Origin of the sequence: Asticcacaulis sp. W401b, assembly GCF_046503825.1 — a bacterium.
Lineage (GTDB): Bacteria > Pseudomonadota > Alphaproteobacteria > Caulobacterales > Caulobacteraceae > Asticcacaulis.
Window position 1 is genome coordinate 238,592 of sequence record NZ_JBKFEE010000001.1, and the last position, 22,821, is coordinate 261,412.

The window sequence follows — 22,821 nt, forward strand, 5'->3', positions numbered from 1 at the left end:
CTTCGCGGTCCCCCTCCCCTGAAACGAAGTTCGGCTAACGCCAAATCAGGGGAGGAACTTTTATATCACCTTCACCTTGAGGGCGCTTTCCTTCACATCCGCGCCAAAGCTGCGCTGATAGAATTCCGCCAGTGTCGGGCGCTCCAGCTCATCGCACTTGTTGAGGAAGGTCAGGCGGAAAGCCACCTCAGGGTCATTGCCGAAGATCAGCGTGTTCTGCGCCCAGGTGATGACGGTCCGCGGCGACATGACGGTCGAAATATCGCCATTGGCAAAGGCCGAGCGCGTCAGGTCGGCAACGCGCACCATGGCGTCGATCAGGCTCTTGCGCTCCGGCGTATCGAACTCCGGCAGCTTGGCCAGCACGATCTCCACCTCGGCCTCATGGCTGAGATAGTTGAGCGTGGTGACGATCGACCAGCGGTCCATCTGACCCTGATTGATCTGCTGCGTGCCGTGATAAAGCCCGGTGGTGTCACCCAGACCGATGGTGTTGGTGGTGGCAAACAGGCGGAAGAAGCTGTTGGGGCGGATGACCTTGTTCTGATCCAGCAGAGTCAGGCGGCCCTGCGCCTCCAGCACGCGCTGGATGACGAACATCACATCCGGACGCCCGGCGTCGTATTCGTCGAAGACCAGCGCCACGGGCCGTTGCAGCGACCACGGCAGGATGCCTTCCTTGAACTCGGTGACCTGCTGACCGTCCTTGAGCACGATGGCGTCCTTACCGATCAGGTCGATCCGCGACACATGACTGTCGAGATTGACGCGCACCAACGGCCAGTTCAGCCGCGCGGCGATCTGCTCGATATGGGTGGACTTCCCCGTGCCGTGGAAGCCCTGCACCATGACACGGCGGTCATAGGCAAAGCCGGCGCAGATGGCGATGGTCGTTTGCGGGTCGAAGCGATAGGAGGGGTCGATTTCCGGCACATGCTCATCGCGCGTCGAAAAGGCCGAGACCAGCATGTCGGAATCGACGCCGAATACCTCACGCAGCGATACCTTCTTGTCCGGCACAAGGCCCAGAAGCGGATCGGTCAGGGTATCGGAGGTGAGTACGGGCATGGCAAAAAACGCTTTCGGACGGACGAACGGATGCGTTTTTCAGCTAAGACCTATGCCCTCAAGACTCAACCCTAAAACACGCCGGAGACGGATTTTTTTGACGGCTGTTCAGTCATGGTCCGGGTGCTGATAGCTGATCAGCTTATCCAGAAACGGCGCGGCCTCGATGTCTTCCAGCGTGGTGCGCCCCGGCAGGGCGTGCAGGCCATTGACCCACAGCAGACGGCCTTCGGTGCCGAACTGAATGACCGGAGCGATGTCAACGGGATCATCAAAGGCGGCGATGGACAGCGCCACACCGTCCGGCGCTTCGTAGGTCAGCGGCGTCCCGCAGTCGGGGCAGAAACCGCGCTGAACGAGGTTGGAGCTTTGGAAGCGTTTGGGTTCGGCCTTGCTCCAGATGAGCGTCGCCTGCCGCACGCTGACCAGCGGCGCGAAGACATTGCCATAGGCCTTCTGACACATGCGGCAATGACAGATAGAGGCATGGCCAAGCTCGCCTTCAACGCGGAAACGGACCGCGCCGCACTGACACCCACCGGTCCTGACCTCGACCATAATCCCCTCCCTAACCCTCTTCCCGCAGGGGCGAGGGATTTAGCCTTGCATAACCCAAAAGCCTTCAATTTGAATGAGATGGCCGGAGGCTAACGCAGCCCGTATATGAATGCGGGCAAGTGACGCCGACGCACCAGATCACCAAATTCAAGGCTTTTAAGCCAGACCCATTTTTTTGAGGACTTTATACGCTTTTATGACGCGCTGGAGCTTGTCCTCGGCCGAGCGGTCGCCGCCATTATTGTCCGGGTGGCAGCGCTTGAGCAGTTCGGTATAGGCGGCGCGCACCTTTTCCGGCTCGGCCCCGACCTCAAGGTCAAGGTCGGCATAGGCCCCGCGTTCGATCTTACCGAACTGACGCTGGATCGGTGCGTCTTCGCCGGGCTTGCGCGGGGCGGCACCGGCCCCAAACACCGAGTGCGGGTCGTACATGCCCGCGCCCTTGGTCCTTCCGGCGCTAAAGGCCGCCGCTTCGCGCGACGCGGCCGAAGCGCGGAAGGCCCAGGTCGGGCGGCCGCCGGTCATGGTCGCTTCGCGGTGCGCCTTGGCCTCGCCTTCGGACATGCCGGCAAAGAAGTTCCAGTTCTTGTTGTACTCGCCCGCGTGCGCCTGACAGAAGTTATAGTATTCGTTCATCATTTCGCGCGACTTCGGGGCCTTGGCCGTGGCCGCACGATGGCATTCCGGCCATTCGCAGCGCACCTGCCCCGGCTTCAGCGACAGCACATCGTCTTCGGGACGCTTGCCATTCACCTCGCCCTCCTTGGGCGGGCGAATACGCATGTCCAGACCAAACTTCGGCTTGTACTTGAACCCTTCGCTCATGATTTCGAACGCGACCCTTTGAACTTTACGCAAACCGACCATATAGGTCGGAGTCGGGCCTCTATAAAGCCCTTATGAGGTTAAATTATGGGTAAAACACGCGAGACCATCGAGACCAAACTGACGGCGGCCTTTGCCCCGCTTCGTCTGGAGGTGACGGACGACAGCGATAAGCATAAAGGGCATTCGGGCGCGCGTGAAGGGGGCGAAAGTCACTTTTCCGTCCTGATCGTCTCTGAGGCGTTTCGCGGGCAGAGCCGCGTTGCCCGTCAGCGCGCCGTCAATGCGGCCCTGCGTGAGGAACTGAGCGGCCCGGTCCACGCCCTGTCGATGCAGACCCTGACGCCGGAAGAGGCTTAATCCAGAAGCCTAACTCAGCGCCGTCACCAGAAAATCGCGCCCCAAACGCGAGCCCGGCGCATTGATACTATGGCCCAGCCCTTTGAGAATGTGGGCGTCGGCGCTCACGCCCGCGGCGGTCAGGCGCTCAGCCGCCTCAAGGGTTTCGGCAAAGGGGATCACCTCATCCTGATCGCCGTGCATCAGCCGGATTGGCGTGGGGGCAGGCGTCCACGGTAGCGGTGACGACAGGCGACCGGAATAGGCGACCACCGCCGCTACGGGCCAGCGTCCGCTAACCACGGCATCAAGCGCCATGATCGACCCTTGCGAAAAGCCAACCAACGCCACGCGCGCCGGATCGTCTATGCCGCGTTCGGCCATGACTCCGCGCAGGGTGGCATCAAAGGCCTCACGCGCCTCGACAAGGCGTTGCGCGCGGTTGTCCGCCGTCACGCCCTTGACCGAAAACCACTGCCGCCCGCTGGACTGCACATACATATCGAACGGATCAGGTCCGTCAGGTGCCGCGAAGGCTACGTCCGGCAAGGCCTCAGCCCAGTGCCGCCCCAGACCGATCATGTCCGCACCGCACGAACCGACACCGTGTAAAAAGACCACCAGATGTTTCAACGCAGCTCTCCCAAAGCAAAAGAGGGAGCCTGAATGGCCCCCTCTTCCGGTATTTTCCGTTAAGACAGGTTACGCCGCCTTCGCCGCATCTGTCTTCCCAAACCGGCCATAAAAGGTCTCGCCCTTCGCCGCCATGTCGCGCAGCAATTGCGGCGGGGCAAAGCGGTCACCGTACTTGGCCGTCAGTTCGTCCAGTTCTTCGACAAACTTCGCCGTCCCGATGGCGTCGATCAGCGAGACGATCCCGCCCGACCATGGCGCAAAGCCCCAGCCGAGGATCGACCCGACATCGGCTTCGCGCGGATCGCCGATGACGCCCTCTTCGAAGCAGCGCGCCGCCGTCACCGCCTGAATATACAGCAGGCGCTTGCGGATATCTTCGGCCAGTTCCGGCGTCGAGTCGGTGATGGTGGGGGCGAACTTGTCCGACAGGCCCGGCCACAGGCTCTTGTTACCGCCCGCTTCCGGATAGTCGTAGAAGCCCTTGCCGTTCTTGCGCCCCAGACGCCCGTCGGCGACCATCTGCGCCACCTCCTTTTCGCCGGGGATGGGCACATAGGCATCGCCCATGGCCTTGGCGGTTTCGGAGGTGATCTTGACCAGCAGGTCAAGCGCCACATCGTCCATCATCTCCAGAGGCCCACGCGGCATCCCCGTGGCGCGGCCGACATTGTCGATCAGGGCCGGGGCGTAGCCTTCGGCCCACAGGTGCAGGCCTTCGGCGGTGAACGGGATAAAGCAGCGGTTGGCGTAGAAGAAGCGCGCGTCATTGACGACGATCGGCGTCTTGCGGATCTTCAACACATAGTCGATGGCCTTGGCCAGGGTTTCGTCCGAGGTTTCCTTGCCGCGGATGATTTCGACCAGCATCATCTTGTCCACCGGCGAGAAGAAGTGGATGCCGATGAATTTCGACGCATCGACCGAAGCCTTGGCCAGCAGCGAAATGGGGATGGTCGAGGTGTTGGTGCCAAAGATCGCCGTTTCGGCCTTATCGCCCGTATAGAGCTGGGCCTCGGCGTCCTTGGTGACCTTTTCCTTCAGTTCAGTGTTTTCAAACACCGCTTCGACGACCAGATCGGAACCGGCAATCTGCGTATAGTCTGAGGTCGGTACGATCAGGTCAAGCAGGGCCTGCGCCTTTTCCGGGGTCATCTTGCCGCGCGATACGGCCTTTTTGACAAGGGACTCGCAGTGAGATTTTCCCTTCGACGCGGCTGCGTCGTCACGGTCGATCAGGATGACGCGGATACCGGCCTGCGCAGAGACATAGGCAATCCCCGCCCCCATCATGCCGGCACCGAGAACGGCCACCTGCTTGGGGTCGGTCTTTTCCACGCCCGCCGGGCGGCCGGAGCCCTTGCCCAGTTGCTGCATGGAGAAGAAGAAGGTGCGGATCATCGCCTTGGCCTGCGGGGTTTGCAGGGTGTTGACGAAATAGCGGCTTTCGACCTTGATGGCGCTGTCAAACGGCAGTTGCAGGCCTTCATAGACGGCGCGCATCAGGTTCACCACGGCGGGATAGTTGCCGTAGGACTGCTTGCGCAGCAGGGCATTGGCCATGATGAAGATTTGCGCGCCTGCCGGATGGTAGGGGCCGCCGCCGGGCAGCTTGTAATCCTTCTTGTCCCACAGGGCGACCGGATCGCCTTTGGTTTTGATCCAGTTTTTGGCCGCCTCGATCTCCTGACCGACCGGCACCACCTCGTGTACGATACCGGCAGACAGGGCGTCCTTCGGCTTGAAGCTCTTGCCTTCCGACATGGCCATCAGCGCCGCCTGCGCCCCGATCAGGCGCGTCAGGCGTTGCGAACCGCCACCGCCGGGGAAGAGGCCGATCTTGATTTCCGGCAGGCCGACCTGCGTCTTGGGGCCGTCATTCAGCACGCGGTAGTGACAGGCGAGCGCCAGTTCCAGACCGCCGCCCAGCGCCAGCCCGTTGAGCGCCACCGCCACAGGCTTGCCGCAGGTTTCAAGCTGGCGATAGACGCGGTTCATCTCAAAGGCAGCAGCGAAACCGGCCTTCAGCGCGCCTTCGGGATCGCTGGGGTCCGATTTGGCTTCCCAGGCTCCGCCCAGCATTTCTTCAAGGTCAGCCCCGGCGCAGAAGCCTGTCGTCTTGCCCGATGTAATCACCACACCCTTGACCTCAGCGTCGGTTTTGGCGCGCTCGGCAATGGCAAGCAGGTCGGTCAGGGCCTGCTTGGTAAAGGTGTTCATCGTCTTGCCCGGCACGTCGAAGGTGCAGAGCAGGATGCCATCGGCGTCGAGTTCGGTTTTGAAGCATTCCATTGTGTTTTCTCCCTCGACTGTTCTTAAATCCGCTCGATGACCGTGGCCGTGGCCATGCCACCGCCGACGCACAGCGTGACCAGTGCCGTCCCCTTGCCCGTGCGCTCAAGCTCATCAAGCACGGTGCCGAGGATCATGGCGCCCGTGGCCCCCAGCGGGTGGCCCATGGCGATGGCGCCGCCGCAGACATTGATCTTGTCATGCGGGATATCGAGCGCCTGCATGTAGCGCAGCACGACCGAGGCAAAGGCTTCGTTCAGTTCGTAAAGGTCGATGTCCGACACACTCATGCCGAGCTTTTTCAGCACCTTTTCCGTGGCAAAGGACGGCCCGGTCAGCATGATCGACGGCTCGGAACCGATGGAGGCCATGCCCTTGATGCGGGCGCGCGGCTTGAGCCCCGACAGGGCGGCGGCTTCGGCCGAACCGATCAGCACGGCGGCCGCACCATCGACGATGGCTGACGAATTGCCCGGCGTGTGGACGTGGTTGACGCGCTCGATTTCGGGATAGCGCTGATTGATCACCGCATCAAAAGCCATTTCGCCCATCATGGCGAAGGACGGGTTGAGGCCGCCCAGCGTTTGCATGTCGGTATTGGGGCGGATGGTTTCGTCGTGATCGAGACGGGTGACGCCCATCTGATCCTTCACCGGCAGGATCGACTTTTTGAAACGCCCTTCGGCCCAGGACTGCGCCGAACGCTTGTGCGATTCGACGGCGTAGGCATCGACGTCGTTGCGCGAGAAGCCCCATTTGGTAGCGATCATGTCGGCGGACACGCCCTGCGGCACGAAATAGGTCGGGAAGGCGGCATTGACGTCGATGGCCCACGCCCCGCCGTCCGAGCCCATGGGCACGCGGCTCATCGCTTCGACGCCGCCGCCGATGGCCATGGTGGCTTCGCCGGAAATGACCTTACCCGCCGCGATATTGATCGCCTCAAGGCCTGACGCGCAGAAGCGGTTGACCTGAATGCCGCCGGTCGTTTCCGCATAGCCCGCCGCCAGCACCGCCGCGCGGGCGATATCGCCGCCCTGCTCACCCACCGGGGTGACGCAGCCGAAGGCCACATCATCGACCAGCGCCGTATCGAGACCGTTGCGGTCCTTGAGACCCTTGAGCACCTGCCGCGACAGGTCCAGCGCCGTGATTTCGTGCAGGCTGCCGTCCTTCTTGCCTTTGCCGCGCGGCGTGCGCACCGCGTCGTAAATATAGGCGCCTGGGCTTAAGCTGGCCATTGCCATCCTCCTGAGGTTTGGTTTTTTTGGTCGCGCATCTTGTCTGAAAACCGCTTTACACTTTTCAGGATGCGCTCGTGGGTGCTTACTTGCGCTCGCTTTACGCGAACGTCAAGATAGACGTAAGGTAACATTCGCGAGACTTTTTCGTAGCTCCCTGATTTAAATAGGAATTATTCCGCCTCCGATCCGCCTTCTGACCAAAGAGCGCAGACGGCTTATTTATCATACAAACTTGACGACTTGCGCGACCTTCTATAGTCCGACAAAAGAAAGGCCAGATAAAAACCGGAGGAACCCCATGACCGATGCTATTCTTCGCCGCTCCAAACCGGGGGCCGCTCTGGGCGAAGGCCTGTTGTGGTCGCGACGCGACGGCTGCGTTTATTGGGTGGATATTCTGGGCAATCGCCTGCACGCCTTCTATCTGGCCGACGGGTCGGAAAAGACCTGGTACTTTCCGGATCATATCGGATGGGTCATCGAGCGCGAAAAGGGCGGGTTTATCGCCGGCCTGATGAGCGGGTTCCACGAACTGTCCCTTGAGCCCTTTATCCTCAAGCACATCGCCAACCCCTTCCCGCACGAACCGGGCAACCGTCTGAACGATGCTAAGGCCGACGATCAGGGCCGCATCTGGGCCGGGTCGATGCACAAGCCGCAGGAAAAGAAGTCCGGTGCGCTGTACCGCCTGAGTACCGACCTCAGCCATACCGAGGTGGATGGGCCTTATCAGGTGGCCAATGGGCCGACCTTCTCGCCCGATCATGCCAAAATCTATCACACGGACTCAGGCGAAAACGACGTCTTCGTCTTCGACATCGTGGACGGCGAAGCGGTCAACAAGCGCCTATTTGTGCACTTCCCCGACGACTGGGGCTCGCCCGACGGCATGACCACCGACGCGCAGGGCGGCATCTGGATCGCCCACTGGCGCGGCGGCAAGGTCAGCCGCTTTACGCCGGACGGCGCGCTCGATTTTTCCATCGCCTTGCCTGCCAAACAGATCACCAATGTCTGCTTCGCCGGTGCGGCGCTGGACCGCGTCTTCGTGACCTCCGCCGCCGTCGATCAGCCCGATGATCGTGAAGCCGGGACTTTGTTTGAAATCCCAAGTGAACTGTTGCGGGGCCATACCGGCCTTGAACCGCAAAAGTTCAGGGGGTAGGAACACCCAGCCGACACCTCCCTTCGCCACGCAGGGGAGGAGATTTCAGGAAAAGCCATGACCACACCTTCGCTGATCGCCGCCGACTGGGGCACCACCAATTTCCGCCTGTTCCTCTATGATGAGGCCGGTCAGGTCATCGCCCGCCACGCCGCCAATATCGGCCTGAAAAACCTCGGCGTGCTGAGCTTTGAACAGGCACTCCTCAGCGTGTTGAAAGGCGATTTCGCCGGTCTGGAGCACCTGCCCTTCCTGCTGTCCGGCATGGTGGGATCGCGTCAGGGCTGGGTCGAAGCCCCCTACGCCGCCTGCCCGGCCAGCCTGCAAACCCTCGCCGACGGCCTCGTCAAGGCCCCGTCCGATCTGGACGTCGCCATCGTCCCCGGCCTGTTCGCCGAAAGCCCCGGCACGGGCCTGCTCAACGTCATGCGCGGCGAAGAAACCCAGATTTTCGGCATCCTTCAGTCCGATCCGTCTGATGGCTTCTTCGTCCTGCCCGGCACCCATTCCAAGTGGGCGCTGGTGCGTGGCGGCAAAGTCGAATCCTTTTCGACCCACATGACCGGTGAAATGTTCCAGGTGCTGAAGGCCCATTCGATCCTTGGCCTTTTGATGGAAAACGGCACCGACAACGAAGAGGTGTTCCTGAAAGGCGTTGAGCGCGGCATGTATAACCGCGCCTTCCTGTCGGTGATCTTCTCGGTGCGCACCGAAGCCCTGTTTAACCACATCGCGCCAGAGCATCTGGCGACCTATCTGTCGGGCATACTGATCGGCGCGGAAATCGTCGCCGAGCTGGAGCGCCACGGCAAGAGCCCGGTGCGTCTGGTCGGCGACGGCGCACTGGTCGATCTTTATGAAAAAGCGCTGGCCTTCGCCGGCTTTACCGATGTGACCCGCTTCGACGGCAATGCCGCCTCTGAATCGGGCCTTTGGGCGATTCACAAGCTCCGGAGTTCCAAATGACCCTTACCCAACGCTGGCAGGACACGCTGGCCACCCTGCCGCTGGTCGCCATCCTGCGCGGCCTCGGCCCCGATGAAGCGCTGGACGTCGGCGACGCCCTGATCAGCGCCGGCTTCAAGGTGGTCGAGGTGCCGCTCAACTCGCCGCAGCCGTTCGTTTCTATCGAAAAGCTGGCGGCTCATCTGGGCGACAAGGCCATTGTCGGCGCGGGTACGGTGCTTAAGCTGGATGACGTGCAAAAGCTGCACGATGTCGGCGGGCAGATCTGCATTTCGCCAAACACAAACCGGGAAGTCATCCGCTTTGCCAAGGCGCTGGGGCTGATCTCCTTCCCGGCCTTCTTCACCCCGACCGAAGCCTTTGCGGCCATCGATGCCGGGGCTGACGCGCTCAAGCTGTTTCCCGCCGAACTGGCCGGGCCCAAGGGCCTCAAAGCCGTCAAGGCCGTCCTGCCGCGCACCTTGCCCGTCTTCCCGGTCGGTGGCGTTGAGCCCGGCAATATGAAGGAATTCGTGGCCGCTGGTGCCGCCGGCTTCGGCATCGGCTCCAGCGTCTATAAGCCCGGCGACACGCCGGAAATCGTCCACGCCAAGGCCACTTCCTTTGTGGACGCCTGGAACGCGCTGAAGGCGTAATTGCTCAACCCTCTCCTCTAAAGGAGAGGGTTTTTTCATGCGGCGTCGAAGGTCTGACGCGCCTCAGCAATGCGCGGGTGGTTGTCCACGGCCCACGCCACCAGCGCCCTGAGGGCAGGCATCAGCGACTCACCCAGCGGCGTCAGGCGATATTCGACACTAGGCGGCACGGTGGCGAAGACGTGGCGGCTGATATAACCGTCGCGTTGCAGGTCACGCAGGGTCTGGGTCAGCATCCTTTGTGAAATATCAGGCACGGCGCGCTTCAGCTCGCCAAAGCGGTGCGGCTTGGTCGAGAGCACCAGCAGCATCAGGCTCGACCACTTGCCACCGATATGATCCATCACATCGCGCACCGGACAAGTCGAAATATCGAACCCGGCATTGAGCACGGCTTCGGTAATCGTCGGTTCTTCCGCACTCACGATTCTGAGGGGTTGCGCAGCCGAGTCCAGAAACCGGTTCCCACTTTTTGGGCTGCGCGCCAATGGTTCCCTTTTCATCCCTATCTCCCGAAATAGTGCCGTCTTTACAGGGACACAAAACTTCCTATTTTGCACATGATCTCATTTTGAGACTAATGTGATATATATAGAGAAAGGACCACCCCATGTCCACCATACTCGTCACGGGCGCTTCGGGCCAACTGGGTCAGCTTGTCCTGAAGGCGCTGGAGAACAGCCCGCACACCGTCATCGCCGCCTCGCGCGATCCGTCGAAACTGAACACGTCTTTTGCCACCCGTACCGCCGATTTTGACCAGCCCGACACCCTCGTTGAGGCCTTCACAGGCGTGGACCGCGTGCTAATCATCTCCACCGACGCCCTCGCCGTGCCGGGTCAGCGCCTGAAACAGCACACGGCCGCCATCGAAGCCGCCAAAGCCGCGGGCGTGCAGCACCTCGTCTATACCTCGCTGCCCAACGCCGAACCCGGCAACAAGATCAGCTTCGCCCCCGACCATTACGGCACCGAACAGGCGATCAAGACCTCCGGCATCGCCCATACGATCCTGCGCAACAACTGGTACATCGAAAACCTGATGATGGGCCTGCCGCACGCGCTGGACAGCGGTCAGTTCTATACCTCCGCCCCCGAAGGCCGCGTGGCCTATGTGGCGCGAGAAGACGCGGCCCGCGCCGCCGCCGCGGCCCTCAGTGACGCCCCCGGCGGTACCTTTACCGTCACCGGCCCCGAAGCCCTGACCTATGGCGACGTCGTGGCCCTCGCTAATGACATCACCTTCAAGTCGGTGAACCTGATCCCGCTCACCGATGATCAATTCGGCGGCGGCCTGAAGGCGGCGGGCCTGCCTGACTTCGTGGCCGATATGCTGACCTCGGCCGAGGCCGCCATCCGCGCCGGGCAGCTCGACGGGGTGACGGATACGGTGCAGACGCTGACCGGTCAGACTCCGAAGACGGTGCGTGAGGTGCTGACGGGGCTTCTGAAAGGGTAATCACTCAACGGCGGCGGAGTAGCCTCCGCCGCCCCCACCGTCTATAAACGCCACCATGCTGATTCAACCCGTTCAAAGCGCTGACCTGAGCGATCTGTCCAGACTGGGGCGCGAGACCTTTACCCACACCTTCGGCCACCTCTATCCCGCCGAAGACCTCGCGGCCTATCTCGACACAGCCTACGCGCCGCAGGTACTGGGCGAGGAGACGCAAGGGAAGGATCAGTTCTGGCGACTGGTGCGCGATAACCGGGGCCACGCTATCGCCTATATTCAGGCCGGTCCCGTCGGCCTGCCTCACCCCGAAGCCGATCCGCAAACGCAAGGGGAGATCAAGCGTCTCTACGTCCATCACGAGGCGCAGGGCTCAGGCCTTGGCAAGCGGTTGCTGGAGCTGGGGCTCGCCTTTCTCAAGGCGCGCTATGGCGATGCGCCGCAATGGATCGGCGTATGGAGCGAAAACTACCGCGCCCAGACACTCTATGAAGGCTATGGGTTTAGACGCGTCGGCGATTACGGTTTCAAGGTGGGAGGCACCACCGACCTTGAGTTCATCCTGCGTCGATAAGGTGGTTGCGCAGCGCCTGTAGCAGGACCGCAGCGTAGCCCTCTTTTTCCAGCGCCAGCAGGGCGTCAACCGGCGTCAGCCACTCGGTGTCGTGGTCCATCTCGACCTTGGTTTCAGGCCGCTCCGCCACGATGTCGGCCAGATAGATGCGCGCATGGTTGGCGTAAGGCTTGCCATCCGTATTGATGAAATACTGCAAGACTTCACCCACAAAGGCCCCGACCGCGACCTCAAACCCCGCCTCTTCGCGGCATTCGCGGACCACCGCCTCTTGCGGTGTTTCGTCGCCTTCAATGCCACCGCCAGGCAGGTCCAGCTTGCCGTCCTGCCGCATCAGGGCCAGACGCCCGTCACGCCCGATCAGCGCATAGGCGGCGCTGCGGGCCAGATAGGTCAGGCCAGCCACCTTCGTCCCGTAGGCATTGAGCGCGGGCAGCGGCATTACTTGTCGTCTTGGCCGCGCAGGGCCTTCCACGCATCGCCGCGACCGGCCACCACGTCTTCATAGGTCACCGCCGGGTAGCCAAAGCCCATGGTCTTGGACTCGCGCCACGCATCGAGCAGCACATCGCGCAGGTCCGAAGCCCCCTGCCCCAGACGCCCGACCATGAAGCCCTTGCCGCGCGCATCGCCGTCATTGAAACCACCGGCCTTATAAAGCTCATACAGTGGCGTCACGTATTTCCAGTTGCGCTCCAGCTTGGCATCGAAGCAGCGCTCGGCCGCAAGGGTGCAGGGCTCGCTGGCCGACATGGCGGCGCGCACGTCTTCATTATTGATATTGGCGCTGACGAAGGCGCTTTCCAGCGGACCGTGGATCGGCTCCAGCGTGAAGTTCTGCGGATTGGGATATTCCTTGCCCCAGCCGTTATAATGGATCGACAGGTGCAGGGGCTGGGACGAGTCGCCGACATAGTGCGACAGGATACCGATGTCGCGCAGCGTCAGGGCCTCACGCCGGCGGATCGCCTCCTTCAGCCACGCCTTACGCTTGGGGTCACTTTCGTGCGCCTCCATATAGGTCATGCCGCGCCAGTAGGCGAAATCCTTGACCACCTGCTGCCAGGCATCGACCAGCGCATAGTTGAGATAGCCCGACTTCCACGGCATGACGTTCTTCGAGCGCAGCAGGGCGTCGAAGTCCGAACGCGACTGCGGCACCTCCTGAAGACGCACGCCCGCCAGAGTCTTGCCTTCGTCATCCAGATCGATGAAGTGCGCGGAATCGCGTTCAAAATCGTGCACCTTGCCCGCGCCTTTCCAGGCGTCGGGTTCGTTGGAATAGAAGCCGATATCGCCGACACCCTGAGCGCTGCGCACAAACTCCGGCATATAGGCCGGGAGCGCGCGCGCCGCCTCTTCGCCGACGATGCGGTGGCCGGTCGGCCCCCAGGCAAGGGCGGAACTGGCCGAAAGCAGGGCCACGCCGGTGATCAGCAGCGAACGAAGGGTCTTACGCATGGGGGCGAACCTTTGAGAACGGGTCATTTACCCTGTTCGCATAGCCGATTTGCCCCGCCAATGCTAGTATCGTGAATTTGAAGCTCGCTTCATTCTGATATCGAGAGCCGGGCGAACTTCAAATTCAAAAAACGATAATAGATACAATAATTTGCTAGTGCCCTCTTGAATCTGAAGTTCACCAGTGGACGATATCAAGCACATGTGAATCTCAGATTCAGGACACTAGCATCGCTTAGCCGACCAGCGTTATCCCTCCGGCGCCAGCGTGACCTCAAGGCCATTGAGATCGTCGCGCATCAGGATCTGGCACGACAGGCGCGAATTGCGCTTCACGAGGAAGGCTTCGTCCAGCTTTTCCTCTTCCTCATCCGACTTTTCGATCAGTTTGGGCAGCCAGTCCGCGCCGACATAGACGTGGCAGGTGGCGCATTCCAGCGCGCCGCCGCATTCGGCCTTGATCGGCAGGCCGTTGTCACGGATGATCTCCATGATGCGCCAGCCTTCGATCGCCGGCAGGGTGTGCTGCACGCCGTCGCGGTCCGTGCACAGGATATGGAGTTCATCGCTCATTGTGGGGGCCTTTTCGGGGTTTTGTGGCGCATTTAGCGGCCACGACCTGCCCCGACAAGCGATTTCAGCTCTTGAGACGGTTTAGCTCCAGTCCATGCAGATAGGCCGCCACATCCATCAGCGCGGCATCGAGTGCATCGCGGACCTTTTCCAGACGCCCTGGCGCCCCTCCCTCATCACCGCGCTCGGCCACTTCGGCGGCCGCCGAGAGCGCATTGGCTCCGATCCCGGCCGCTGCCCCTTTCAGCGTATGGGCGGCGTCGCGCCAGCCGGGATGGCCGACATCGAGCAGCGGCGCCCACAGGTCGGCCTGCTGCTGAAACAAACGCAGCACCTCCTCGATCACCGTCGCATCGTTCAGTGTGTAGGCCTCAAGGTGGGCGAAATCGACCGCGCCGGACAGGTCCCGAAACGCCATGACATCCTCTGTGTATGCTGGAATGCACGGCATAGTGAGGCGCTTTGCGACGGCTGACAAGCCATCAGAACGGCAAATTTACAGGAGAACCGGCACAGAAAAAGGCTCCGGTCTCTCTCCCCGGAGCCTTTATACCCCAACGGTCAGAAAGGCTGTGCCCGCCGCCCGATGCGATAAGGGCAGACTAGGCCGAAGCGTATAAAGGGGCGATAGGGAGACGCTGGCAAAATCACGAAGGCCCCGTAGAGAGACCAGAGCCTTCGGGCCGCAGTGTGACCGTTGCAGGTGGATCTGGATCAACGACCTTTTGCGGCCCTCTAAGGATACGCCCGCGCGCATAAACATTCGATACGCAGGGGATTTGGCTTATACCAAGAGTCATTGAAAATGACCCTTGGTATTCCTTTCGAGACTGTCTCATGTCGCTGATACATATGAGACAGTCTCGTGTCTTCAACGGCCGGATGCGGTCAGCATCTTCGGCCGTTGGTATTAAGCTGTGGGAAAATCTTGACCGGCCTGCATCCATCCATCCCAGCGGCGCACATTAAGGGACAAGGCAGGATGTCGATGCCAACATTCACCCCCTGCCCTGCCTTACCCTGCGGGCCTTCGCCTCAGGGGTATCAACGCAACCGGAGACTACGGATGGACACCCTTTTTGCGCAATACTGGTGGCTGCTTTTCCCCTTTTTCGGCATGGGTATGGGTATTTACGCCATGTACATGAACCACAAGTCCCGACAGGACCGCATCGGCCTGATCCGTCAGTACCTCGAACAGGGCAAGGAGCCACCGGCGGCCCTGCTCGAAGGCTTAAACGGTGACGATGGCATGGATAAAACGGGCCAGAACGCCAATAGCGGTCTGGTGTCCATGGTCTGCATCTTCTCGGCCTTCGCCCTGGCCTTTGGCTATGTCGGCTGGAAGCAGGGCAGCGACGTCTATTTCGCGCTGGGGCTGGGCTTTGCCCCTGCCGCTCTCGTTTCGCTCATCATTCTGATCGCCAAGATGATGCGGAAAGACTAGGCGTGAACCCGACCCGCAACGCACAGGCACGCGGCAGATCAGAGGCGGCCTTCGCGTCTCTGGTAGCCGCGCACCAGCAGGCGGTGCGGCAGTTTCTGCGACGGCTGGCCGCCAATCCTGCCGACGCCGATGATCTGGCGCAGGAGGCCTTCGTCACCGCCTGGGAGCGGATTGACCGCCTGAAGCCCGGCGTGTCGTTTCGCACCTTTGTCTGCGGCATCGCGTGGAAAAAGGCGCAGAATGACCGCCGCCGGGTCCGACGTGCCGAAAGCCGCGACGGGGCGTGGCTGTCGCTGCGTAGCGAAGCGGAAACGCCCACGCACGAAACACGCCTGAGCCTCGACAAAGCCATGCAGTCCCTGCCGCTCGATATGCGGGCGGTCATTTCGCTGTGCGTAGCCGAAGACTACAGCCACGCCGAAGCCGCCCGGATTCTGGGGCTTCCCCTTGGCACAGTAAAATCGCATAGTCAGCGTGGGCGTGCCCGACTGTGTGAACTTCTGGGAGTAGAGCCATGAGCGATCCATTGCGTCTGATGTTCGCCCCCACGAACGTACCCGCCCGCGATATGGCCTTCGAACTGCGCGTTCTCGAAGCCGTCGAGCGCCGCCGTTTCCGCAAACAGATGGCCCTCTATCTGATGGTCGCTATGGCCATACTTGGGGGCAGCGTTTTCCTGACGCCGCTGCTGGGGTCTGTACTGACCTTGCCGGCCCTGCCTGTCTTTTTGTCGGTCATCGGCGTACTGCCGGGCCTGTTCATTGCCGGACGGCAGATTTTGTCTTCGTCAAAGTTAAGGCGGCCGACATAGAGCCAGCCCGCCTTGTCAGACGCCCGCCTAAGGGGACTAAATATCTGGATTTTTAGCCCTTGCCGGGCGCGCCTGCCCACCTTGGCCACCGCCTCAATAGCAGCTTGAGCGGCTTTAGTAGAGATGGTTTCGCTGACCTTGCCGTGTGCCCCAAAGACAGGAAAAGAGCTGCCGGAAATCTCCGCCAGCCCTTTGTGGTTTCAGCCTGCGTGAGGATCAGTCCGCCGCGTGGACCTGTCCGTTGGCCATCGCCTTGCGGCTCAGCCAGATCAGCGGGATCAGGCACACGATGATGATCGACGAGATGCGGAAGATATCGACGGTGGCCAGCAGATAGGCCTGCTGACTGACTTGCCGCGTGATGGCGGCGACGGCCTGCGCCTGAGACAGGCCCATCTGCATCATCTGGTACACGACCTGATCGACGCCACCGCCCCCACCGGAATTGCCGCCGCCCGAACCGCCCGCCATCGCACCTGAGATATTGTTCAGGGCGTGGGTTTCGTAATTGTCCCACAAGGTGGTGGTCAGCGAGGCCGCGAACGAGCCGGCCGTGATGCGGGCAAAGTTCGACAGGCCTGACGCGGCCGGCATCTGATGCGGGGCCACGTCGCGGAACGACACGGTGATCATCGAGGTGAAGAAGGCGCTCATCGCCGCGCCCATCACGAACATCGGCAGGATCAGGTGACCGAAGTCGATATCCGGCGAATAGAGTGAGCGCATATAGAAGGACAGGGCAAACAGCAGCAGCGAGATGGTCGCCATGATGCGTGCGTCGATGCGGTTGGAAATCTTGGCCACGAAGGGCGTCAGGAAGACGGCCACCACCCCCGACGGCGCGGCCGCCAGACCGGCCCAGGTCGCTACATAGCCCATATTGGTTTGCAGCCAAAGCGGCATCAGCAGATTGTTGCCGAAGAAGACCGCATAGGCGGCGCACAGCGCGATAACACCAAACGCGAAGTTGCGGCTTTTGAACAGCGACAGATCGACCACCGGGTTCTTTTCGTTCAGTTCCCAGATCAGCCACGCCACAAACCCGATCAGGGCCAGCAGCGACAGGATGACGATATGGGCCGAATTGAACCAGTCGGCGTCCTTACCGGTATCGAGCACCAGTTGCAGCGTCCCGACCCAGAAGACCAGCAGAGAGAAGGACACCATGTTCAGCTTACGCGCTACGGTCGGGGTTTCGCGATTGTGCATGAAGCGCCAGCATATCCACGTACAGGCAATCCCCACCGGCACATTGATCAGGAATATCCATTCCCACGCGAAATTATCGGATATCCAGCCGCCCAGAATAGGCCCCAGCACCGGCGCGACCAGCGTGGTCATCGACCACACCCCCAGCGCTGTCGAGCGTTTATCGGGGGGGAAGATCATGATCAGCAGGGCCTGAGAGCCCGGAATCATCGGGCCTGACACCGCCCCTTGCAGAATACGGAACAGGATCAGCGACGGCAGGTTCCACGCAATACCGCATAAGAACGAGGCCAGCGTAAACAGGGCCACCGAGACGACAAAGGTGCGCACCACGCCAAAGCGCATCATCAGCCAGCCGGTCAGCGGCACCGAGATGCCGTTGGCGACGGCGAAGGAGGTGATGACCCACGTCCCCTGATCGGAGGCGACGCCGAGATTACCGGCGATGGTCGGCAGGGCGACATTGGCGATGGTCGAGTCGAGCACCTGCATGAAGGTGCCGAGCGCCAGCGCCACGGCGGCGAGAGCCAGTGACACGCCGGTCAGCGGCGCGGGTCCGGAAGAGGAAGAAGATGAGGCCATAAGGCGCTCCATTAAGTTCAACTCCCCCTGAATCAGGGGGTACCGGCGTAGCCGGAAGGCGGTTATGTACGACAGGCCTTACTTCGATACGTCGATTTTGGCCTTCATCGACAGACCAACGCGCAGCGGGTGCTCTTTAAGGTCCTTTTCGTCGATCTGGATGCGTACCGGCAGACGCTGCACGACCTTGATCCAGTTGCCCGAAGCGTTCTGCGCCGGGATCAGCGAAAAGGCCGAGCCCGTACCGCCGGACACGCCGACGACCTTGCCCTTGTACTTGACACCTTCGCCGTACAGATCGGAGGTCAGTTCAACCTCCTGACCCGGCTGCACTTTCTTGAGCTGCACTTCCTTGAAGTTGGCATCGACATAGGCCTGCGAAATCGGCACCACCGACATCAGCGGCGAACCCATCTGCACCTGCTGGCCAACCTGCACCGACTTGCGGGTAACGACACCGGCGACGGGCGCGCGCACAACGGTGCGTTCCAGCGCTAGTTCCGCCGAGGCGAGACGCGCGCGCGCTGCCATGATTTCCGGGTTTTCACCCGGCTTGACCCCCGCGATCAGCGTCGCATTGCTCTGACGGTTGCCCTCAGCCGATGCCAGCGCGGCCTGCGCCTGAATACGGGCGGCGCGGGCAGCATTGAGGTTGGCGATGGCCGCGGCATAGGCGCTTTCGGTGGCCACGACCTCTTCCTGAGACACCGCCCCGCTGGTGGCGAGGCTCTTACGGCGTTCGAACTCGAATTTGGTGCGGTGCACCTCGGCCTCAGCGGCCTTGATCCCGGCGTCGGCGCGCACGATGTCGGCTTCGCGGGCCCCCATCTGACCGCCCAGCGCCTTGTCGTTGGCGTAGTAGCCCATCACGCGGCGTTCGGCGGTGGCCAGAGCGGCGCGCGCGGACTCGACGGCGATCTTGGCATCGGCATCGTCGATGACCAGCAACACGTCACCGGCCTTCACCATCTGGGTTTCCTTGACGAGGATGCGGGCCACGGGCCCGCCGACCAGCGCGTTGACCTGCGCCGTTTCGGCCCCGACATAGGCATTGTCGGTCGAAACATAGTGCGAGGCGACCAGCATGTAATAGGCGCCATAGCCCAGCACTCCCAAGGCGACAACGGCGGCCAGACCGGTCAGGAGCTGACGGCGGCGATCATTGGATTTGGCGGGGGACGTCTGAGCCGGCGTAACGGGCGGGGTGTTTTCAGTATCGGACATGGTGCGTCACTTTTTCTTCAGCGTGGAATTCAGTGGGAACCGCCAAGCGCCTTGACCATAGCGACTTCGAGGGTCAGGGCGCGGCTTTGCAGGGCCGTATTGGCGGTCCGCTGCGACAGGAGATTTTGTTCGATAACCAGCAGGCTGGCGTAATCGCTGAGGCCTGCCTCGTAGCGCAGACGGGCCATGCGATAGGCCTCCTCGCTGGCAGCGAGGGCTTCGTTGGAGAGACTCAGCCGCTCGCTCAGCGCTGTCTGGCTGGCACCGGTATCGGCGACCTCCTGCATGGCGTTGATGACGGACTGATGATAGCTGGCGAGAGCGACCGACTGATCGGCTTCGGCGCCGCGCAGATTGGCGCGCAGCTTGCCCCCCTCAAACAGGGGCAGGCTGATCACCGGGCCGGCATTGATGGCGTCCATGCCCGACCCGGACAGGTCGTTGAGGAACACCTTGCCCGCAAAGGCCATCAGGTTGACATTGGGATAGAAGGACGCCTTGGCGCGCTCAGTGCCGTGTACGGCCTGTTCGGCCCGCGCCCGCGCAGCGGCCACGTCCGGACGGCGGGCAACCAGCTCCAGATCAATGCGCGTTGGGGCCTTGAAATCGTGCGTATCGGGCAGGACGGGTCTCGGCAGGGCTTCACCAAAGGCCGGGGCCTGACCGGCCAGCGCCGCGATCAGGTGACGCTGGATCAGGATGCGCTCGTTCAGAGCCGCCACCTCGCCCTTGCTGTTGGCGACATTGGCGCGGGCCTGTTCCAGCTCGGCGCGCGGGCGCAGACCGCCCTCGACTTTTTGCGCGACCAGAGACTGGGTGTCTGTACGGATGGCCAGATTGCGTTCGGCGACATCGAGGTCTTTATACATATGACCCAGCTCGAACCAGGCATTGACCAGAGAGGTCGACAAGACCAGTACGGCCTGCTGTCCGTCGGCGCGGGCGGCCTCGGCGGCCGACACCGCCGCCTTTACCCCGGCGCGGTTCTTGCCCCAGAAATCCAGCTCCCAGCCGAAATTGATGCCGCCGAGCGTCAGTGAATCGATTGCAGGATTTTTGCCGCCCATCTGCAAGGACGCCCCCAAGGCCGTCGCCGTAGGATAGAGCGTCGCTTTCTGCGTGTCTTCCAGCGCGCGCGCCTTCAGAAGACGTCCGGCGGCAGCGGTCAGACTGGGGGAGTCGCGCAGGGCCGTTTGGACCAGATCGGTAAGTTGCGCGTCCTTATAGCCCTCCCACCAGCGACCGATCAGCATGTCCTGAGGCACAGCACTGGCGGTGGGGATCGGGGAAACGGGCTCAGCCTTGGGCAGCGCGGCGCAGGCGGTAAGCGCCAAGGCCGAAACGCCCATAAGCAAACCCATTGCGGGTCGTTTAAATACAAACATCAGGTACGCCCTCAGTTTCGCGAACCGTACGGTACGGTCATTTATCTGTTGCGCCTATACGCCGCGATCGCTATATTGTCAATCAAACCGTACGGTACGGTCAGTAATTTTTTGCGCACTGCAAAAGGCTGATGTATCAACGACACATATTCAAAACGTGGTCCGTCGCAACGTCTGCAAATGATTGCACGCCACACCGAGGCTAAGATGCAAGAGTTAAAATCTCGTCCCGACAAGGACGCCCGTCGTGAAGCCATACTGGATGTGGCCAGCCGGATTTTCCTCGAAGAAGGGTTTGACGCTGCGTCGATGTCGGCCATCGCCGCGAAGCTGGGCGGCTCAAAGGGCACGCTTTATAACTACTTCAAGAGCAAGGAGGAACTGTTCGAGGCCTTCGTGGATCGCCACTGCGCCATCCATGCGCGGCTGATTGACTCGTTTGAGGTCGATGGCGGCGGCTATCGCGAAGCCCTGCGCCGCTGGGCCAAGCAATATTTACGCATTGTGACCTCCGACTCGACCATGCGCAATTACCGCGTCATCATGGCAGTTTCCGAACGCTGGCCCGACATAGGCCGGGCCTTTTACGAAAACGGCCCGTTGCGCGGGGCGCGCAATGTTGCCAACTTTCTGGCCGAGGCGGCCCAGGCCGGCGAGTTCGTCATCGACGATACCTTACGCGCGGCGCATCAGTTCATCGCCCTGTGCCAGAGCCGTTATCAGAAGGCGCGTTTCCTCAACTACCTCCCCGAACCGGACGAGGCCGAAATCGAAGCCGAGGTCGAGGCCGCCGTTGCCGCCTTCTATGCGGCTTATGGACAGCGCGGCTAAACCTTAGGCAATACTTACCCCTCATCGCGGGAAGCACCGCAACATCCTTACGGACAAAGGGCTATACAGAGGCCGCCTCACCGGCTCACCCCCTGCCCTTCCTCCCTCCCCAGGCCACGCGCTTTTGCCCGTGGCGCACCTTAAGGATGCGACTATGGACCCGCTGAAAACCCCGCAAAACTCGCCTGAAAAACCCGTCGAAAAGGCCGCCGACACGCTGAGCGGCGCGGCGCAATCCGCCACCTCTGCCGCATCCGACGCCCTGCACCGCACACAGGATGCCGTGAAGGAGTCCACTGAGCGCGGCATGGCCATCGGTCAGGACGCGCTGAACCGCACCCACGCCGAAACCCAGCGCCTCAGCCAGCGCGGGGTCGAAATGGGCAGCGAAGCGCTGAAGGCCTGCGTCACCGCCGGCCATCAGACGGCCGACCTGATGTCAGAACTCAATCAGGCCATGACCGAACTGGGCAATCAGTCGATCTCGCACTATGACCGCCTGTCACGTCAGGCCATGGGCGTGCGTACCGTGCAGGACATGGTCAATCTTCAGAGCGCCACGGTTGAAACGCTTCAGGAGCATATGGGGGGCTTTGCCCGCCTCTATGGCCTCTATGTTGATGGTCTGGGACGCATCATGCAGCCCATCGCCGAGCAGGCGGTGAAGTCACAGCGCCATCTGTCGCCGGCCGCGTAGGTCCGCGCGTTATCAAATCGTTATGGCGGGGGTAAGCGGTTGTTTGCGCCAGAAGGCCGCTTCCCACGCCCCTATACCCATCGCCAGTGCGATCCCCTTGCCACCTAACAGGCCCATGGTGGTGAAATAGGCCCAGTATCCAATATTTTCAGATGAGTTCCAGTTCGCCAGCGCCACCACCACATGCGACAAGGTAGTGGCCAGTTGAAACGAACAGACAAGCAGCGTCCAAACACGCCGAACCTTGACGGACACGCCAAGTAATACCACCAGCACAAAGACATCCAGCAGCTTACCCAGTACGCCCAACTCATAGCCCTGCTGAACAAAGGGCGTGGCGAACCATCCAAAAAGAATAGCCGCCACGCCCCATTTTTCCAATACGGTCGCGCGGAAAAGCATATAGACGCCAAAAATCACGGCGAATACGGTTCCGCTCATCGACCACAGACTAATCACGCGGCTTCAGTTCCGTTGTTCGTATGGCGCAGCATCCGATCGTCTTCTTTTTTCTCAGGTTTGTTTTGCAGATCGCCAATGGCCATTGCACCACAGCCGACCTGCGTTTTCACCGTATCGAGGTGATGATGAGCTTCAACCAATGCACCGCGGGCCTCGGTCAGGGTGCTGACGACACGACCCACGGCCACAATAGCGTCCTGACCCAGCACGGCGGAGAAACGCCCGTCGATGCGCAGCCGTGAGAGAGTCGTCATCAGAGCGGCGGCTTCGGCCAGAGTATCGTCGATCTTGGCCTCAACGACAAATAATTGATCGGCACCGGTTTGAACAGCAACAGAACGTTTCATGGATAGATCTTTCATGGCTGGACCACCAGCCAGTGCTTCC

General features: G+C 61.5%; 27 protein-coding genes. 11 read left to right on the forward strand and 16 right to left on the reverse strand.

The annotated features are described in order from the left end of the window. Positions 1-60: 60 nt before the first annotated feature. The 3 genes from cobS to ACK8OE_RS01100 form a co-directional block, all read right to left on the reverse strand. Positions 61-1,068 (reverse strand): cobaltochelatase subunit CobS, encoded by a 1,008-nt coding sequence (cobS, locus tag ACK8OE_RS01090; RefSeq protein ID WP_410271035.1) that lies wholly within the window; start codon positions 1,066-1,068, stop codon positions 61-63. A 108-nt stretch (positions 1,069-1,176) separates the two neighbouring features. Beyond that, positions 1,177-1,626, reverse strand: coding sequence for a GFA family protein (locus ACK8OE_RS01095; protein ID WP_410271036.1), 450 nt, complete (start codon positions 1,624-1,626; stop codon positions 1,177-1,179). A gap of 156 nt (positions 1,627-1,782) precedes the next feature. Then, positions 1,783-2,451 carry a J domain-containing protein gene (locus ACK8OE_RS01100; RefSeq protein ID WP_126420606.1) on the reverse strand — a complete coding sequence of 223 codons (669 nt, stop codon included), beginning with the start codon at positions 2,449-2,451 and terminating at the stop codon, positions 1,783-1,785. 87 nt (positions 2,452-2,538) lie between these two features. Here ACK8OE_RS01100 and ACK8OE_RS01105 point away from each other — a divergent pair, with 87 nt between their 5' ends. Next, complete coding sequence (locus ACK8OE_RS01105; RefSeq protein WP_126420608.1) at positions 2,539-2,811, forward strand: BolA family protein; 273 nt, start codon at positions 2,539-2,541, stop codon at positions 2,809-2,811. A 9-nt stretch (positions 2,812-2,820) separates the two neighbouring features. On the opposite strand, the gene ACK8OE_RS01110 is transcribed toward ACK8OE_RS01105, so the two are convergent. From ACK8OE_RS01110 to ACK8OE_RS01120, 3 genes are all read right to left on the reverse strand, one after another. Further along, the gene (locus ACK8OE_RS01110) at positions 2,821-3,423 is read right to left on the reverse strand and encodes an alpha/beta hydrolase (protein ID WP_410271037.1); all 603 of its coding nucleotides are present in this window, start codon (positions 3,421-3,423) and stop codon (positions 2,821-2,823) included. Positions 3,424-3,492: 69 nt separating this feature from the next. After that, complete coding sequence (locus tag ACK8OE_RS01115) at positions 3,493-5,715, reverse strand: FAD-dependent oxidoreductase (protein ID WP_410271038.1); 2,223 nt, start codon at positions 5,713-5,715, stop codon at positions 3,493-3,495. A 23-nt stretch (positions 5,716-5,738) separates the two neighbouring features. Further along, the gene (locus tag ACK8OE_RS01120; protein ID WP_410271039.1) at positions 5,739-6,956 is read right to left on the reverse strand and encodes an acetyl-CoA C-acetyltransferase; all 1,218 of its coding nucleotides are present in this window, start codon (positions 6,954-6,956) and stop codon (positions 5,739-5,741) included. 301 nt (positions 6,957-7,257) lie between these two features. On the opposite strand from ACK8OE_RS01120, the gene ACK8OE_RS01125 reads away from it, so the two are divergent. From ACK8OE_RS01125 to ACK8OE_RS01135, 3 genes are read left to right on the forward strand one after another with little or no spacing between them, the layout of a single operon-like run. Beyond that, a complete protein-coding gene (locus ACK8OE_RS01125) occupies positions 7,258-8,124 on the forward strand; it encodes an SMP-30/gluconolactonase/LRE family protein (protein WP_410271040.1) in 867 nt (288 codons plus the stop codon). Positions 8,125-8,181: 57 nt separating this feature from the next. Further along, positions 8,182-9,090: a 2-dehydro-3-deoxygalactonokinase gene (locus ACK8OE_RS01130; RefSeq protein WP_410271041.1), complete on the forward strand. Its 909-nt coding sequence runs from the start codon at positions 8,182-8,184 to the stop codon at positions 9,088-9,090. Further along, positions 9,087-9,725, forward strand: a complete 639-nt coding sequence (locus ACK8OE_RS01135; RefSeq protein WP_410271042.1) for a 2-dehydro-3-deoxy-6-phosphogalactonate aldolase — start codon at positions 9,087-9,089, stop codon at positions 9,723-9,725. Before ACK8OE_RS01130 ends, ACK8OE_RS01135 begins: the two co-directional genes overlap by 4 nt. 35 nt (positions 9,726-9,760) lie before the next feature. On the opposite strand, the gene ACK8OE_RS01140 is transcribed toward ACK8OE_RS01135, so the two are convergent. Further along, entirely contained in the window at positions 9,761-10,150 is a 390-nt protein-coding gene (locus ACK8OE_RS01140) for a winged helix-turn-helix transcriptional regulator (RefSeq protein WP_410271043.1), read from the reverse strand. A gap of 185 nt (positions 10,151-10,335) precedes the next feature. Between ACK8OE_RS01140 and ACK8OE_RS01145 the strand changes: the two genes are divergently transcribed. Together ACK8OE_RS01145 and ACK8OE_RS01150 are read left to right on the forward strand one after the other, a co-directional pair. Next, positions 10,336-11,184 (forward strand): SDR family oxidoreductase, encoded by an 849-nt coding sequence (locus ACK8OE_RS01145; RefSeq protein WP_410271044.1) that lies wholly within the window; start codon positions 10,336-10,338, stop codon positions 11,182-11,184. Positions 11,185-11,239: 55 nt separating this feature from the next. Further along, positions 11,240-11,752, forward strand: a complete 513-nt coding sequence (locus ACK8OE_RS01150; protein ID WP_290798615.1) for a GNAT family N-acetyltransferase — start codon at positions 11,240-11,242, stop codon at positions 11,750-11,752. Here the strand turns inward: ACK8OE_RS01150 and ACK8OE_RS01155 are convergent. The 4 genes from ACK8OE_RS01155 to ACK8OE_RS01170 all read right to left on the reverse strand — a co-directional run bounded on the left by ACK8OE_RS01155 (position 11,736) and on the right by ACK8OE_RS01170 (position 14,204). Beyond that, positions 11,736-12,194 (reverse strand): NUDIX domain-containing protein, encoded by a 459-nt coding sequence (locus ACK8OE_RS01155; protein WP_410271045.1) that lies wholly within the window; start codon positions 12,192-12,194, stop codon positions 11,736-11,738. The genes ACK8OE_RS01150 and ACK8OE_RS01155 overlap by 17 nt on opposite strands. After that, a complete protein-coding gene (locus tag ACK8OE_RS01160; protein ID WP_410271046.1) occupies positions 12,194-13,213 on the reverse strand; it encodes a hypothetical protein in 1,020 nt (339 codons plus the stop codon). The genes ACK8OE_RS01155 and ACK8OE_RS01160 overlap by 1 nt, the downstream gene beginning before the upstream one ends. Positions 13,214-13,462: 249 nt before the next feature. Next, the gene (locus ACK8OE_RS01165; RefSeq protein WP_290798624.1) at positions 13,463-13,786 is read right to left on the reverse strand and encodes a 2Fe-2S iron-sulfur cluster-binding protein; all 324 of its coding nucleotides are present in this window, start codon (positions 13,784-13,786) and stop codon (positions 13,463-13,465) included. 64 nt (positions 13,787-13,850) lie between these two features. Further along, positions 13,851-14,204: an Hpt domain-containing protein gene (locus tag ACK8OE_RS01170; protein WP_410271047.1), complete on the reverse strand. Its 354-nt coding sequence runs from the start codon at positions 14,202-14,204 to the stop codon at positions 13,851-13,853. 648 nt (positions 14,205-14,852) lie between these two features. Between ACK8OE_RS01170 and ACK8OE_RS01175 the strand changes: the two genes are divergently transcribed. From ACK8OE_RS01175 to ACK8OE_RS01185, 3 genes are read left to right on the forward strand one after another with little or no spacing between them, the layout of a single operon-like run. Beyond that, positions 14,853-15,233, forward strand: a complete 381-nt coding sequence (locus tag ACK8OE_RS01175) for a hypothetical protein (protein WP_410271048.1) — start codon at positions 14,853-14,855, stop codon at positions 15,231-15,233. A gap of 2 nt (positions 15,234-15,235) precedes the next feature. After that, the gene (locus tag ACK8OE_RS01180; protein WP_410271049.1) at positions 15,236-15,751 is read left to right on the forward strand and encodes an RNA polymerase sigma factor; all 516 of its coding nucleotides are present in this window, start codon (positions 15,236-15,238) and stop codon (positions 15,749-15,751) included. Beyond that, entirely contained in the window at positions 15,748-16,044 is a 297-nt protein-coding gene (locus tag ACK8OE_RS01185) for a hypothetical protein (protein ID WP_290798636.1), read from the forward strand. Before ACK8OE_RS01180 ends, ACK8OE_RS01185 begins: the two co-directional genes overlap by 4 nt. A 216-nt stretch (positions 16,045-16,260) precedes the next feature. On the opposite strand, the gene ACK8OE_RS01190 is transcribed toward ACK8OE_RS01185, so the two are convergent. From ACK8OE_RS01190 to ACK8OE_RS01200, 3 genes are all read right to left on the reverse strand, one after another. Continuing rightward, entirely contained in the window at positions 16,261-17,835 is a 1,575-nt protein-coding gene (locus ACK8OE_RS01190) for a DHA2 family efflux MFS transporter permease subunit (RefSeq protein WP_410271050.1), read from the reverse strand. A 78-nt stretch (positions 17,836-17,913) separates the two neighbouring features. After that, positions 17,914-19,059, reverse strand: a complete 1,146-nt coding sequence (locus tag ACK8OE_RS01195; RefSeq protein ID WP_410271051.1) for an HlyD family efflux transporter periplasmic adaptor subunit — start codon at positions 19,057-19,059, stop codon at positions 17,914-17,916. Positions 19,060-19,088: 29 nt separating this feature from the next. After that, a complete protein-coding gene (locus ACK8OE_RS01200; RefSeq protein ID WP_410271052.1) occupies positions 19,089-20,444 on the reverse strand; it encodes an efflux transporter outer membrane subunit in 1,356 nt (451 codons plus the stop codon). 207 nt (positions 20,445-20,651) lie between these two features. Here ACK8OE_RS01200 and ACK8OE_RS01205 point away from each other — a divergent pair, with 207 nt between their 5' ends. Further along, on the forward strand, positions 20,652-21,275 hold the full coding sequence (locus tag ACK8OE_RS01205) for a TetR/AcrR family transcriptional regulator (RefSeq protein ID WP_410271053.1): 624 nt from the start codon (positions 20,652-20,654) through the stop codon (positions 21,273-21,275). 154 nt (positions 21,276-21,429) lie between these two features. Then, on the forward strand, positions 21,430-21,972 hold the full coding sequence (locus tag ACK8OE_RS01210; protein ID WP_410271054.1) for a phasin family protein: 543 nt from the start codon (positions 21,430-21,432) through the stop codon (positions 21,970-21,972). Between the two features lie 12 nt (positions 21,973-21,984). On the opposite strand, the gene ACK8OE_RS01215 is transcribed toward ACK8OE_RS01210, so the two are convergent. Both ACK8OE_RS01215 and ACK8OE_RS01220 read right to left on the reverse strand, forming a co-directional pair. Beyond that, positions 21,985-22,431: a hypothetical protein gene (locus tag ACK8OE_RS01215; protein WP_410271055.1), complete on the reverse strand. Its 447-nt coding sequence runs from the start codon at positions 22,429-22,431 to the stop codon at positions 21,985-21,987. Then, a complete protein-coding gene (locus ACK8OE_RS01220; protein WP_410271056.1) occupies positions 22,428-22,796 on the reverse strand; it encodes a hypothetical protein in 369 nt (122 codons plus the stop codon). The genes ACK8OE_RS01215 and ACK8OE_RS01220 overlap by 4 nt, the downstream gene beginning before the upstream one ends. Positions 22,797-22,821 lie beyond the last annotated feature (25 nt).

Coding starts and splice junctions, on each gene's coding strand:
- ACK8OE_RS01210 (WP_410271054.1), top strand. CDS start 21,430: ATGGACCCGCTGAAAACCCCGCAAAACTCGCCTGAAAAACCCGTCGAA.
- ACK8OE_RS01165 (WP_290798624.1), bottom strand. CDS start 13,786: ATGAGCGATGAACTCCATATCCTGTGCACGGACCGCGACGGCGTGCAG.
- ACK8OE_RS01145 (WP_410271044.1), top strand. CDS start 10,336: ATGTCCACCATACTCGTCACGGGCGCTTCGGGCCAACTGGGTCAGCTT.
- ACK8OE_RS01155 (WP_410271045.1), bottom strand. CDS start 12,194: ATGCCGCTGCCCGCGCTCAATGCCTACGGGACGAAGGTGGCTGGCCTG.
- ACK8OE_RS01120 (WP_410271039.1), bottom strand. CDS start 6,956: ATGGCCAGCTTAAGCCCAGGCGCCTATATTTACGACGCGGTGCGCACG.
- ACK8OE_RS01170 (WP_410271047.1), bottom strand. CDS start 14,204: ATGGCGTTTCGGGACCTGTCCGGCGCGGTCGATTTCGCCCACCTTGAG.
- ACK8OE_RS01115 (WP_410271038.1), bottom strand. CDS start 5,715: ATGGAATGCTTCAAAACCGAACTCGACGCCGATGGCATCCTGCTCTGC.
- ACK8OE_RS01130 (WP_410271041.1), top strand. CDS start 8,182: ATGACCACACCTTCGCTGATCGCCGCCGACTGGGGCACCACCAATTTC.
- ACK8OE_RS01220 (WP_410271056.1), bottom strand. CDS start 22,796: ATGAAAGATCTATCCATGAAACGTTCTGTTGCTGTTCAAACCGGTGCC.
- ACK8OE_RS01190 (WP_410271050.1), bottom strand. CDS start 17,835: ATGGCCTCATCTTCTTCCTCTTCCGGACCCGCGCCGCTGACCGGCGTG.
- ACK8OE_RS01175 (WP_410271048.1), top strand. CDS start 14,853: ATGGACACCCTTTTTGCGCAATACTGGTGGCTGCTTTTCCCCTTTTTC.
- ACK8OE_RS01135 (WP_410271042.1), top strand. CDS start 9,087: ATGACCCTTACCCAACGCTGGCAGGACACGCTGGCCACCCTGCCGCTG.
- ACK8OE_RS01185 (WP_290798636.1), top strand. CDS start 15,748: ATGAGCGATCCATTGCGTCTGATGTTCGCCCCCACGAACGTACCCGCC.
- ACK8OE_RS01095 (WP_410271036.1), bottom strand. CDS start 1,626: ATGGTCGAGGTCAGGACCGGTGGGTGTCAGTGCGGCGCGGTCCGTTTC.
- ACK8OE_RS01205 (WP_410271053.1), top strand. CDS start 20,652: ATGCAAGAGTTAAAATCTCGTCCCGACAAGGACGCCCGTCGTGAAGCC.
- ACK8OE_RS01195 (WP_410271051.1), bottom strand. CDS start 19,059: ATGTCCGATACTGAAAACACCCCGCCCGTTACGCCGGCTCAGACGTCC.
- cobS (WP_410271035.1), bottom strand. CDS start 1,068: ATGCCCGTACTCACCTCCGATACCCTGACCGATCCGCTTCTGGGCCTT.
- ACK8OE_RS01150 (WP_290798615.1), top strand. CDS start 11,240: ATGCTGATTCAACCCGTTCAAAGCGCTGACCTGAGCGATCTGTCCAGA.
- ACK8OE_RS01125 (WP_410271040.1), top strand. CDS start 7,258: ATGACCGATGCTATTCTTCGCCGCTCCAAACCGGGGGCCGCTCTGGGC.
- ACK8OE_RS01200 (WP_410271052.1), bottom strand. CDS start 20,444: ATGTTTGTATTTAAACGACCCGCAATGGGTTTGCTTATGGGCGTTTCG.
- ACK8OE_RS01105 (WP_126420608.1), top strand. CDS start 2,539: ATGGGTAAAACACGCGAGACCATCGAGACCAAACTGACGGCGGCCTTT.
- ACK8OE_RS01160 (WP_410271046.1), bottom strand. CDS start 13,213: ATGCGTAAGACCCTTCGTTCGCTGCTGATCACCGGCGTGGCCCTGCTT.
- ACK8OE_RS01100 (WP_126420606.1), bottom strand. CDS start 2,451: ATGAGCGAAGGGTTCAAGTACAAGCCGAAGTTTGGTCTGGACATGCGT.